Source organism: Micromonospora sp. ATCC 39149 (assembly GCF_000158815.1).
Classification (GTDB): Bacteria; Actinomycetota; Actinomycetes; order Mycobacteriales; family Micromonosporaceae; genus Micromonospora.
The window spans coordinates 2,678,686-2,690,598 of record NZ_GG657738.1 but is presented as its reverse complement, the minus strand read 5'-3'; the positions used below and the strand labels follow the sequence as shown (position 1 = coordinate 2,690,598).

Annotated in this window: 10 protein-coding genes and 1 pseudogene; 9 read left to right on the top strand and 2 right to left on the bottom strand. The window is 75.0% G+C overall.

The genetic code is table 11. The features are described from left to right. The 6 genes and pseudogenes from MCAG_RS11355 to MCAG_RS11330 all read left to right on the top strand — a co-directional run. Positions 1-721: pseudogene (locus MCAG_RS11355) on the top strand (hypothetical protein); the annotation flags it as partial. Positions 722-823: 102 nt separating this feature from the next. After that, complete coding sequence (locus tag MCAG_RS11350) at positions 824-1,798, top strand: alpha/beta fold hydrolase (RefSeq protein ID WP_007073109.1); 975 nt, start codon at positions 824-826, stop codon at positions 1,796-1,798. A gap of 5 nt (positions 1,799-1,803) precedes the next feature. Further along, on the top strand, positions 1,804-2,727 hold the full coding sequence (locus MCAG_RS11345) for a DUF3152 domain-containing protein (RefSeq protein ID WP_083802247.1): 924 nt from the start codon (positions 1,804-1,806) through the stop codon (positions 2,725-2,727). 92 nt (positions 2,728-2,819) lie between these two features. Beyond that, complete coding sequence (locus MCAG_RS11340; RefSeq protein WP_232290136.1) at positions 2,820-3,689, top strand: DUF3152 domain-containing protein; 870 nt, start codon at positions 2,820-2,822, stop codon at positions 3,687-3,689. A 107-nt stretch (positions 3,690-3,796) separates the two neighbouring features. Next, positions 3,797-4,978: an adenylyltransferase/sulfurtransferase MoeZ gene (moeZ, locus tag MCAG_RS11335; RefSeq protein WP_007073106.1), complete on the top strand. Its 1,182-nt coding sequence runs from the start codon at positions 3,797-3,799 to the stop codon at positions 4,976-4,978. 126 nt (positions 4,979-5,104) lie between these two features. Next, positions 5,105-5,995, top strand: a complete 891-nt coding sequence (locus MCAG_RS11330) for a prenyltransferase/squalene oxidase repeat-containing protein (protein WP_007073105.1) — start codon at positions 5,105-5,107, stop codon at positions 5,993-5,995. Between the two features lie 93 nt (positions 5,996-6,088). On the opposite strand, the gene MCAG_RS11325 is transcribed toward MCAG_RS11330, so the two are convergent. Both MCAG_RS11325 and proB read right to left on the bottom strand, forming a co-directional pair. Then, entirely contained in the window at positions 6,089-7,333 is a 1,245-nt protein-coding gene (locus tag MCAG_RS11325) for a glutamate-5-semialdehyde dehydrogenase (RefSeq protein ID WP_007073104.1), read from the bottom strand. 67 nt (positions 7,334-7,400) lie between these two features. After that, positions 7,401-8,558 carry a glutamate 5-kinase gene (gene proB, locus MCAG_RS11320; protein WP_007073103.1) on the bottom strand — a complete coding sequence of 386 codons (1,158 nt, stop codon included), beginning with the start codon at positions 8,556-8,558 and terminating at the stop codon, positions 7,401-7,403. Between the two features lie 13 nt (positions 8,559-8,571). Between proB and MCAG_RS11315 the strand changes: the two genes are divergently transcribed. The 3 genes from MCAG_RS11315 to MCAG_RS11305 all read left to right on the top strand — a co-directional run bounded on the left by MCAG_RS11315 (position 8,572) and on the right by MCAG_RS11305 (position 11,903). Continuing rightward, entirely contained in the window at positions 8,572-8,886 is a 315-nt protein-coding gene (locus tag MCAG_RS11315) for an MGMT family protein (protein WP_007073102.1), read from the top strand. A gap of 189 nt (positions 8,887-9,075) precedes the next feature. Further along, on the top strand, positions 9,076-10,416 hold the full coding sequence (locus tag MCAG_RS11310; RefSeq protein WP_050777934.1) for an MFS transporter: 1,341 nt from the start codon (positions 9,076-9,078) through the stop codon (positions 10,414-10,416). Next, positions 10,413-11,903, top strand: a complete 1,491-nt coding sequence (locus tag MCAG_RS11305) for an aminotransferase class V-fold PLP-dependent enzyme (protein WP_007073100.1) — start codon at positions 10,413-10,415, stop codon at positions 11,901-11,903. The genes MCAG_RS11310 and MCAG_RS11305 overlap by 4 nt, the downstream gene beginning before the upstream one ends. Positions 11,904-11,913: the final 10 nt, after the last annotated feature.

Sequence of the window (11,913 nt, the reverse complement as noted above, 5' to 3'; positions counted from 1 at the left end):
CCCCCGGCCTGCCGACCGGCGGGGGGCCGACCCTCGGGGAGCCGGCGCCCGGGTGCCGGAGGCCCGCCCGCCCGCGGACGCGCCGCCGCCCCGGGCCGACCGTCGCGCCGACCCGGCGGGAGAGCCGCTGCGCCGGCGTCGCCAGGCGACCGCGCACCGGGGCCGGGCCGCCGTCGAGGAGCCGGGCCAGGTCACGGCCGCCCCGGCCGGCGTGGCGACGGGCAGCCCGGCGACGCTTGGCTCCTCGTACTCCGGCGGGCAGATGACCACGACGGAGACCGCGCCGTCGCGACCGCTGGACACCGGCGGCGCGCCGGGGCCCCGCGTGGTGATCGACCACGTCCAGGTCAGCACGTTCGGCCTCGACGCGAACGTCGAGGTCCGCCTTCTCGGCGACGGGGAAACCGCGTCCGGGTACGCGACGGGGCCCGCCGTCGACGGCTACGTGCTGCGGCTCTGCGCGGTGGCCGCCGCGGCGGCGGTGGACCAGCTGCTGCGCGGCGGCGAGCAGGAGCCCGACCGGGGGCGGTGCTTCGTCGAGCACGCGGCGGTGGTGCCGTTCGGCAACTGCGAGGTGGCCACGGTCGTGGTGCTGCTGGTCTGCGACGGCTGGGTCGAGCAGCTCGCCGGCTCGGCACTGGTGGCCGGCGATCCCCGGCAGGCCGTCGTCCGGGCCACCCTGGCGGCGGTCAACCGGCGGCTTGAGGCGCTGCTGGCCTGATCCGCGGCGGAGCCGCCCGTCGGCAGGGGAGCCGCCCCTTCCGGGCGGGGCACCGGTCCCGAGCGCGGGCGAGCTGTCGCCGGCACGGGCAGACTTGGTGGCATGAAAGCCGCCATCCTCGGGCCGGACCATCACCTCCCCCCACACGGGACCCCACCGCCGTGGCCTGGTCGGGAGGTATGCCTCGACGGCTCCATCACCTACGTCCGGGACACCCCGGCCACCGCCCCGGGGGCCGAGCCGGCGCTCTACGTGCACGGCCTCGGCGGGTCCTCGCAGAACTGGACCGACCTGGCCGGGCTGCTCGCCGACCGGTTCGACGGCCAGGCCATCGACCTGCCGGGATTCGGGCGCAGCGAGCCGAGCCGCCGCTACACGGTTCCCGCCTTCGCCGAGCACGTGGTCCGCTGGATCGAGCACTCGGGTCGGGGCCCGGTGCACCTGGTCGGCAACTCGCTGGGCGGGGCGATCTCGGTACGGGTGGCGGCGCTGCGACCGGACCTGGTATCCACGCTGACGCTGATCTCCCCGGCGCTGCCCTTCCTGGACTTCCGCCGCTCGTTGCAGGGCCGGATGCTGCCCCTGCTGGCCGTCCCGCGCGGGGAGCGGCTCGTCGGCTGGCAGTTGGCCAGGTTGGACCCGAAGGTGATGGCGCAGCAGGTGATGGAGTCCTGCGTGGCCGACCTGACCCGGATCAGCGAGCAGCGCCGGCAGGAGGCGCTGGAGGAGATCCTGGTGCGGTACCAGGCCGCGCACTACGCGTCCGTGTACGTCCGCACCTTCCGCGGCCTGGTCTCCAGCTTCCTGCGTTCGTACCTGCCGGGGCCGGACTCGCTGTGGCGGCTCGCGGCGGCGGTGCGGGCGCCGACGCTGGTGATCGGCGGGTCCGAGGACCGGATGGTCGACGTGCGGGTGGCGCCGCAGGCCGCCCGGGTGATCCCGGACAGCCGGCTGCTGATGCTGCGTGGCGTCGGGCACGTGGCCCAACTGGAGGTGCCCCGTACGGTGGCCCGCGCGGTGCTCGGGCTGCTCACCGAATCGGGGGAGTCCGTGACGCGGCATGACGTGGCATCCTGACCGGGATGCCCGGATTCCTGCCTTGCCGCGCTTCCCGCCCGGATTCTTCTCCCGCGGCCCGCGCCGCTCGGCGGCGTAGCCTGCTGTCCCTGGCCGCCCTCGCCGCCTGCGTGCTGGCCGGCGTGGTCCTGCTGACGGCCCGGCCCCCGGTCGGCGGCGGGCCCCCGGCCGACATGGCGGCGCTGGCCGTGGATCAGGTGGCCCCGGGGGTCGGCGTGGCCGCGCCCTCGTCGCCGGGCGTCGAGGGCCCCCCGTCGGCCGTTCCCGGTGGCCCGGCGGCGCTGGGCGGCAGCCCCCCGTCGGAGTCCGGCGTGCCCCCGGTGCTGCGGATTCCGGGCCCCGTGCCGTCGGCGGGCGGGGGTGGTTTTCGGTACGACGACCGCCCCGGCGAGGTGCTCGGCGCGGCCGGTCGGCTGCGCCGCTACCGGGTGGCGGTGGAGCGGGAGTCGGGGGAGGATGCCCGCGACTTCGGTGCTGCGGTCCAGGAGGCGCTGGCCGGGCCGGGCAGTTGGGTGGACGGCGGACGGCTGCGGTTGCAGCGGGTGCCGGCTTCGGCCCGGCACGACTTCACGGTCTATCTGGCCACGGCGCGCACGGCGGGGCAAATGTGCGCAGCCGGCGGAGTCGACATCCGGGTGGGCGGTCGGCCGTACACCTCCTGCCGGGCACCCGGGAAGGTGATCATCAACCTGGACCGTTGGCGGTTGTCGGTGCCGCACTTCGTCGCGGCCGAGGTGCCGCTGCGCGTCTACCGGACGTACGTGGTGAACCACGAGGTCGGGCACGAGTTGGGCCACCGCCACGAGCGGTGCCCGAAGCGGGGCCGGCCCGCGCCGGTGATGATGCAGCAGACCCTGTTCCTGAACGGTTGCGTGGCCAACCCGTGGCCGTACCGGGACGGTCGCCGTTACGCCGGCCCGCCGCTGTGACCCGGGCGGACCGCGACGGGAGAAGCGAAGACTTCTCATGCTAAAGGCGGGAAAGGCGCTATTTGGCCCGGTTCGTCTGTCAGGCTGACCGGGTGACCTCCCTCTCCCCTGCGGGGGCATCCCGCTCGGGTCCGCCGGGCCCGCCCCGGGTGCGCCAGCGTCCGCGTACGGCCCTTGGTGGCCTGGCCGCGCTGGTGGCGGTTGCCGCCGCCGCGCTCCTGGTCCTCGGCGCGATGCCACCGTCGGGGCCGGCGCAGACCGGCGGCGTGCGGGTCGGTCAGGGCGCCGGCGGGGGCGACCGGAACCCCGCGCCCGGTCGGGACGACCGGGACACCTCGGCTCAGGACGAGCAGGATGGTCGGGGCGAGCAGGGTCGGCCGGGTCGCTGGCCGACCAGTGGGCCCGGTCGGTTCACGGCGGCGGCCGGGGAGTCCCCGATCCAGGGCGCGGGCGGGCCGGTGCGCCGTTACCGGGTGCTCGTCGAGCGGGACATTGGCCAGGACGCGGACGCCGTCGCCGCCGTGGTCGACGAGGCGCTGGGCGACCCGCGTAGCTGGATCGCCTCCGGTGAGCTGCGGGTGCAGCGGGTGGCGAGCGCGGCCGACGCCGACTTCACCGTCTACCTGGCCACCCCGGTCACCTCGGAGCGGATGTGCGCGCTCGGCGGGCTGAGCACCGAGCGGTACACCTCCTGCCGCCTGCCCGGACAGGTGATCATCAACCTGGCCCGGTGGATGGAGGCGGTCCCGGACTATGGCGCGTCGCTGGCCGTATACCGCGCGTACGTGGTCAACCACGAGGTCGGGCACGAGTTCGGCGAGCTGCACGAGTCCTGCCCGGGGCCCGGCGAGCCCGCGCCGGTGATGCAGCAGCAGACGTACGGCCTCGACGGCTGCGTCGCCAACCCCTGGCCCTACCTGGACGGCGCCAGGTACGCCGGGGAGCCGACAGCGGGCACCTGAGATATTCCCGCTCCCGCATGTCGGGCGGGTGTCCCTGCTCATGGCCGATCGGCGGCCCGGCGAGCGACAATGACTCGTTCACCCACGCCGATCCCGGGGAGTCCACCGTGTCGTTGCCCCCGCTCGTCGAGCCCGCCGCCGAGCTGACCGTTGACGAGATCCGCCGCTACTCCCGCCACCTGATCATCCCCGACGTGGGGGTCGAGGGGCAGAAGCGGCTGAAGAACGCCCGGGTGCTCTGCGTGGGCGCCGGCGGCCTCGGCTCGCCGGCCCTGATGTACCTGGCCGCCGCGGGCGTCGGGACGCTGGGCATCATCGACTTCGACACCGTCGACGAGTCCAACCTCCAGCGGCAGATCATCCACGGCGTCTCCGACATCGGCCGGTCCAAGGCCGAGTCCGCCGCCGCGTCGATCCGCGAGATCAACCCGCTGGTCAACGTGGAGATCCACAACACCGCGCTGGACCGGGACAACGTTCGGGAGATCTTCTCCACCTACGACCTGATCGTCGACGGCACCGACAACTTCGCCACCCGGTACATGGTCAACGACGCGGCGGTGCTGCTCGGCAAGCCGTACGTCTGGGGGTCGATCTACCGGTTCGACGGCCAGGCGTCGGTGTTCTGGGCCGAGCACGGCCCCTGCTACCGCTGCCTCTACCCGGAGCCCCCGCCGCCCGGGATGGTCCCGTCCTGCGCCGAGGGCGGCGTGCTCGGCGTGCTCTGCGCGTCGATCGGCTCGATCCAGGTCAACGAGGCGATCAAGCTGCTCGCCGGTATCGGCGAGCCGCTGGTCGGCCGGCTGATGGTCTACGACGCCCTGGAGATGAGCTACCGCAAGATCAAGGTTCGGAAGGACCCGAACTGCGTGCTCTGCGGCGAGAACCCGACGGTCACCGACCTGCTGGAGGACTACGAGGACTTCTGCGGCGCGGTCTCCGAGGAGGCCCAGGAGGCGGTCGTCGACGCGACCATCACCGCGGCCGAGCTGAAGGAGTGGCAGGACGCCGGCAAGGACATCTTCCTCGTCGACGTCCGCGAGCCCGCCGAGTACGAGATCGTGCGGATCCCCGGCGCGACGCTCATCCCCAAGGGCGAGATCATTTCCGGCGAGGCGCTGGCAAAGCTGCCGCAGGACAAGCAGATCGTGCTGCACTGCAAGTCCGGCGTCCGCTCCGCCGAGGCGCTCGCCGCCCTCAAGGCAGCCGGCTTCCGCGACGCGGTGCACGTCCAGGGCGGCGTCCTGTCCTGGATCAAGCAGATCGATCCCTCCCTCCCCGCGTACTGAGTGCAAGGAAGGGCCCCTTCTTAACGCTTCCGGTAGAGAAGGGGCCCCCTTTCACACCTGCTCGCCCACTGTCGTCCGGCCGACCATCCGAGGCGTGATCGCGTCCGCGCCGGTAGCGTTCCTGCCGTGGTCGACTTGAACGCCGCGATCGGGTTCGTGGTGGCGCACGGTGACACGGTGGAACGAGCCCGACTGTCGTGGCTGCGGGCCGGCACGGCGCCGTCGCCCGAGCTGCTCGACAGCGCCGAGGCGGGGCAGATTCCCGGCGGCGGCTGGCCGGCCATGTGGGGCGGCGACGTCGCCTCGGTCGACGCCACCTGCTTCCGCCTCGCCGAGCTGGACGACCTCGGCGCCCTCGGCCGTCCGGCCGCCCGCCGGGCGCTGGACTGGCTGGCGTCGAGGCAGCAGGCCGACGGCGGCTGGGAGGAGGACGCCGCCCTCGCCGACGACGCCCCCTGGTGGGCCCGCCCGGGCGACCCCGAGGCACGCCTCTATCTGACCGCCACCGTCACCTTCTGGCTGACCGTCGCCGGTCTGGACGCGCGGGCCGCCGGGCCCCGCCAGACGGCACCGCCGCCGACGGCGTGGGCTAGCCCACCGCCGGCCGATCACCGGGCTGGCGGCACGCTCGACCGGGCCGCCGGTGACGCGTACGCGGGCGTCGTGCTCGCCGCCGCCCAGGCCCTCGCGGGGCAACTCCAGCCGGATGGCACCTTCCCCTCGTACCTGGCCGTCGGCTGGCTGAGCGCGGCGGTCTTCCACCAGCAGGAGCTCTTCTACGAGTCGGCCCGGATCCAGGTGGCGCTTACCGACCGGATGCCGAAGCTCTCCCCGGCCAACGCCGCCTCGCTGGCCGCCGCCCTGCGCCGGGTCGGCGTCGACGAGCAGCACTGGACGCTGGTCGCGGCACGCCGCCGGCTGGCCGAGACCCAGCGCAGCGACGGCGGCTGGGAGAGCGACGACGGCCACCAGTTCGACGTGCACACCACCCTGGCCGCGATCCGCGCCTGCCGCTGACCCATCCCCGGCTCCCGCCGCTCCCTCAGCCCCGGCGCAGCGGAGTGAGAAGGGAACCCCTCTCTACCGTAGGCGTTAACAAGGGGCCCCTCCTTACCCCCGCAGGTGCCCGTCCCCGGTGACGACGTACTTCGTCGACGTCAGCTCCGGCAGGCCCATCGGCCCCCGGGCGTGCAGCTTCTGCGTCGAGATGCCGATCTCCGCGCCGAAGCCGAACTCGCCGCCGTCGGTGAACCGGGTCGAGGCGTTCACCATCACCGCCGCCGCGTCCACCCGGGCCACGAACTCCCGGGCCGCCGCCTGCGAGTCGGTGACGATCGCCTCGGTGTGCCCGGTGCCGTACCTGCGGATGTGGGCGACCGCCGCGTCGAGCGAGTCGACGACGGCGACCGAGATGTCCGCCGACAGGTACTCGGTGGCGAAGTCCTCGTCGGTCGCCGGGACCACCGAGGAGGAGTACGCGCAGACCTCCGGTGAGCCGTGCACGGTCACCCCGGCCTCGGCGAACGCGGCCAGCACCGCCGGCAGGAACGCGTCCGCGACCGAGGCGTGGACCAGCAGCGACTCGGCGGTGTTGCAGGTGGACAGGCGCTGGGTCTTCGCGTTCAGGGTGATCGCCACGGCCTTGGCGAGGTCGGCGGCGGCGTCGACGTACACGTGGCAGTTGCCCACCCCCGTCTCGATCACCGGCACCGTCGACTCCTCGACCACGGTGCGGATCAGCGACGCCCCGCCGCGCGGGATCAGCACGTCGACCAGGCCGCGCGCCCGCATCAGCTCCTTGACCGAGTCGCGCGAGCTGGCGTCGAGGAGCTGCACCGCGTCCGCCGGCAGGCCCGCGCCGGCCACCGCGTCGCGCAGCACCGCGACCAGGGCGGTGTTGGAGTTCGCCGCCGAGCCAGAGCCACGCAGCAGCGCCGCGTTGCCCGACTTCAGGCAGATCCCGGCGGCGTCCACGGTCACGTTGGGGCGGGCCTCGTAGATGATCCCGACCACCCCGAACGGCACCCGGACCTGCCGCAGTTCCAGCCCGTTGGGCAGGGTCGAACCGCGCACCACCTCGCCCACCGGGTCGGGCAGCGCGGCCATCTCGCGCAGCGCGTCGGTGATGTCGGCCACCCGGGGAGCGTCGAGGGCGAGCCGGTCCAGCACGGCCGCGCTCAGCCCGGCCGCACGCCCGGCCGCCAGGTCCGCCGCGTTCGCGGTCAGGATCTCGGGGGTACGCGCGACCAGCGCGTCGGCCATCGCCACCAGCGCGGCGTCCTTGGCGGTACGGGTGGCGACCGCCAGGGCCTCCGCTGCGCCCCGGGCCCGCCGGGCCTGCTCGACGACGCTCATCCTGCTCACTCCTTCGGTGTTAGGAAGGGACCCCTGTACAACAGAATGCGTTAACAGGGGGCCCTGCTTACAGCAGCACCAGGTCGTCGCGGTGGACGACCTCACGTTCGTACGCCGGGCCGAGCGCCGCCGCCAGTTCGCCGGTGGAGCGGCCGAGCAGCCCGGGCAGCTCGACGGCGTCGTAGTTGACCAGCCCCCGGGCCACCGGCGCGCCCCCGGCGTCGACCAGGTCGACCGGGTCGCCCGCGGTGAACGCCCCGTCGACGGCGGTGATCCCGGCCGGCAGCAGCGACTTGCGCCGCCCCACGACGGCGGCCACCGCGCCCGCGTCGAGGTGCAGTCGGCCGCGCGGGGTGGTGGCGTGGGCCAGCCAGAACAGCCGGGCTGCGGGGCGTCGCCGCTCGGCGTGGAACAGGGTGCCGACCTCCTCGCCGGCCAGCGCGGCGGCGGCCAGCGGCGCGGCGGTGAGCACCACGGGAATGCCGAAGCCGGTGGCGATCCGGGCCGCCTCGACCTTGGTGACCATGCCGCCGGTGCCGACGCCGGCCCGGCCGGCCCCGCCGATCTGGACGTCGGCCAGGTCCCGCTCGTCGTGGACGTCGGTGATCCGGGTGGAGCCGGGCCGGGCCGGGTCGCCGGTCCAGAGGGCGTCGACGTCGGAGAGGAGCACCAGCAGTTCGGCGTGGACCAGCGCGGCGACGAGGGCGGCGAGCCGGTCGTTGTCGCCGAACCGGATCTCCTCGGTGGCCACCGTGTCGTTCTCGTTGACGATCGGCACGGCCCGCAGGTCGAGCAGCTTGCGCAGGGTCCGGTACGCGTTGCGGTAGTGCGCCCGTCGGGTCACGTCGTCGACGGTGAGCAACACCTGCCCGACGGTGAGGCCGTGCCGGGCGAAGCCGGCCGCGTACCGGCCGATCAGCAGGCCCTGGCCGACGCTGGCGGCGGCCTGCTGGGTGGCCAGGTCGCGCGGGCGGCGGCTGAGCCCGAGCGGGGCCAGCCCGGCGGCGATCGCGCCCGAGGAGACCAGCACCACCTCGCGGCCGTCGGCGGCGAGCCGGGCGAGGGTGTCGACCAGCGCGTCGACGCGGGTGTCGTCGAGGCCGCCGGACGCCGTGGTCAGCGAGGACGAGCCGATCTTGACGACGACCCGTCGGGCCGAGGTGACTGCAACGCGCACCCGCCCATTCTGCGCGGTCGGGTCGGCGGGCCCTGGCGGCGTTCCCATATCGTGGCAGCTCGTGACATCCGAGGAGTACGTCGAGGCGGTGCTGGAGCTCGTCGAGCGCATCCCACCGGGCCGGGTGATGTCGTACGGGGCGGTCGCCGACGCGCTGGCCGAGCGCTCCGGGCGGGCGTCGGCGCGGCTGGTTGGCTCGATCATGGCCCGGCACGGGGGCGGGGTGCCGTGGCACCGGGTGGTGACCTCGGCGGGCCGGCTGCCGCCCGGTCACGAGGTCGAGGCGCGGGCCCGGCTGCGCGCCGAGGGCACGCCGTTGCGTTCCGCCGGGGTGGACATGCCGGCGGCGGCCTGGTCGCCGGAAGAGGGGATGTGACCCTGACCATAGCGTGAGTAGCATTCGGCGTCATGACGCTGCCGCCGGCCGGACCCGGTACGCCGCCTGCGGCCCGGGGCGCCGGCACCGGGGCGGGCAACGCCTGCTTATTTCTGGGGCGGGCGACCCGCCCCGGCTACCGGGCACCAGGCGCCGCCGCCCGCCGACGGCCAAGTCCTACCCCGTCGGGTGCACCTCGGCTACGCGCTCGGCTCCCTGGTCACCGGGGCCTTCGGCACCGTGCCGGGGCTGCTGCTCCTGCCGTACCTGACCGACACGCTCGGCGTCGCCGCCGGGGTGGCCGCCCTGCTGGTGCTCCTGCCGAAGGCGTGGGACGTGCTGGTCAACCCCGTCGCCGGGCGGATCTCCGATCGCACCAGGTCGCGCTGGGGAGCCCGCCGGCCGTACCTACTGCTCGGCGGGCTCGCCCTCGCCGCGCTGTTCGCCGCGATCTTCGCCGCCCCGTTCGGCGCCGCCCCGGCCGCCGGGGCGTACGTCGCCGTCGCGTTCCTGGCCACCGCGACCGCGTTCGCCTTCTTCCAGGTCCCGTACGTGGCGATGCCGGCCGAGCTGACCGACGACTACGCGGAACGTACCCGGCTGATGAGCTGGCGGATCGCGGTGCTGGCGGTGGCCATCCTGGTCTCCGGCGCGGTGGCCCCGGCAGTGGTGGCCGCCGGCGGCGACGGCGTCGCCGGGCACCGCTGGATGGGCCTGTTCGTCGCCGTGCTGATCGCCCTCGGCGCCCTCGGCGCGTTCCTCGGCACCCGGGGCGCGCCCACCGGCACGGTCGGCGAGAGCGAGCCGACGCTGCGCGCCCAGCTCGCCGTCGCCGCCCGCAACCGGCCGTTCCGGGCGCTGCTGGTCTGCTTCGTGATCCAGTCCGCCGGGGTGGCGACCATCCTGGCCGGGGTCAGCTACTTCGCCGACCAGGTGCTGCGCGACCCGACCACCGGCCCGACCCTGCTCTTCGCCTGCTTCGTCGGGCCGGCGCTGCTGGTGATGCCGCTGTGGACCCGGGTCGGGGCGCGGGTCGGCAAGCGGGCCGCCCTGGTCGCCGCGTCGGCGCTGCTCACGGCGGGGGCCGCCGGCCTGGTCGCCGCGCCGGTGCTGCCGGCCGTCGCGGTCTACCTCGTGGTCGCGGTGATCGGCGTCGGGTACGCCGGCCAGCAGGTCTTCGCGCTGGCCATGCTGCCGGACTGCATCGCGTACGACACGGCGCGCACCGGCCGCCGGCAGGCCGGCGTGTTCACCGGCCTGTGGACGGCGGGGGAGACCCTCGGCCTAGCCCTCGGCCCGGGCGTCTACGGCCTGGTGCTCCAGCTCAGCGGGTACGTCTCCTCCGACACCGGTGCGGCGGCCACCCAGTCCGCCGCCGCCCGCCTCGGCGTTCTGCTGGGCTTCACGGTTCTGCCGGCCCTGCTGGTCGGCCCGCCCCTGCTCCTGCTGCGCCACTACACCCTCACCCGGGACGATCTGTTGACCGCCGCCGCCACCGGCCACCACGAGAAGGGCGTCACCGCCGCATGAACGACGACGAGGACATCGGCCGGGCGCTGCCGGAGCGCGGGCTGCCCGCCGAGCGGGTGCTCGGCGACGTCCGGGCGCTGCGCAAGGGGGACCGACCCACGCACGGGGGGCGGCTCTTCGCGTACGTCTACGACCCCGCCGTGCCCGGCCTGGACGAGCTGGCCGCCGCCGCCCACGCCGAGTGCGCCCACGTCAACGGGCTCGACCCGACCGCCTTCCCGTCCCTGTTGGCGATGGAGAACGCGCTGGTCGGGGCGGCGTCCCGGCTACTCGGCGGTGGCACCGGCACGACCGCCCCGGACGTCGTCGGCAGCGTCACCAGCGGCGGTACCGAGTCGCTGATCCTCGCCGTGAAGGCCGCCCGCGACGCCCGGCCCGACATCACCGCGCCCCGGATCGCCGTCCCGGTGACCGCCCACGCGGCGTTCGCCAAGGCGGCCCACTACCTGCGGGTCACCCTCGACCCGGTGCCGGTCGACCCGGTCACGCTGCGGCCGTCCGTCGCCGCCGTGGCCGCCGCGGTCGTCCCCGACACGGTGCTGGTGGCCTGCTCCGCCCCCTCGTACGCGCACGGCGTCGTCGACCCCGTCGCCGGGATCGCCTCGGTGGCCGCCGAGGCAGGGGCGCGCTGCCACGTCGACGCGTGCTTCGGCGGGTGGACCCTGCCCTGGCTGCGTCGCCTCGGCGTGCCGGTGCCGCCGTTCGACTTCGCCGTCGCCGGGGTCACCTCGATCTCCGTCGACCTGCACAAGTACGCGTACGCACCGAAGGGCGTCTCCGTGCTGCTGCACCGCGAACCGGCGCTGCGCGCCCCGCAGTTCTTCGCGTACGCGGACTGGCCCGGGTACACGATGGTCAATCCGGTGATCGCCTCGACCCGCTCCGGCGGCCCGATCGCCGCCGCGTACGCCACCCTGCGCCACCTCGGCGAGGACGGCTACCTGCGGCTCGCGGCGGCGACCCGCGACGCGGTGGCCGGGCTCGCCGACGCGGTAGGGGGCACCGGCGGGCTGCGGCTGCTGGCCGAACCCGAGTCGACGGTGGTCTGCTTCACCTCCACCGACCCGGGGCTGGACCTGTTCGTGCTGGTCGACGAGTTGACCGCGCGCGGCTGGCACACCCAGCCCCAGCTCGCGTACGGCGATCTGCCGGCCAGCGTGCACCTCACGGTGACCGCCGCGGTGGCCCCCCGGGTGGCGGAGTTCGGCCCGGACCTGGCCGCCGCGGTGGCGGCGGCCCGGGCCGCCGGGCCGGTCGGGCTGCCCGCCGAGTTGGCGGCGCTCGCGGCGGCGCTGACCCCGGACGCGCTCACCCCGGAGTTGGTCGCCGGCCTGGCCGCCGCCCTCGGCCTCGGCCCGGCGGCGGCCGGCCCCGGCGGCTCCGCGCCGGGCGCCATCGTCAACACCCTGCTCGATGCCGCCCCGCCCGCCCTGCGGGAGCGGCTGCTGGTCGAGTTCGTCGGCCTGTTGCAACGCCCGACCTACTGAGCCGCCCCTG

Excerpts from the sequence above, each read along its gene's own strand:
- MCAG_RS11325 (WP_007073104.1), bottom strand. The coding sequence starts at position 7,333 with ATGAGCGTCGTCGAGCAGGCCCGGCGGGCCCGGGGCGCAGCGGAGGCC.
- MCAG_RS11345 (WP_083802247.1), top strand. The coding sequence starts at position 1,804 with ATGCCCGGATTCCTGCCTTGCCGCGCTTCCCGCCCGGATTCTTCTCCC.
- proB (WP_007073103.1), bottom strand. The coding sequence starts at position 8,558 with ATGGGAACGCCGCCAGGGCCCGCCGACCCGACCGCGCAGAATGGGCGG.
- MCAG_RS11350 (WP_007073109.1), top strand. The coding sequence starts at position 824 with ATGAAAGCCGCCATCCTCGGGCCGGACCATCACCTCCCCCCACACGGG.
- MCAG_RS11305 (WP_007073100.1), top strand. The coding sequence starts at position 10,413 with ATGAACGACGACGAGGACATCGGCCGGGCGCTGCCGGAGCGCGGGCTG.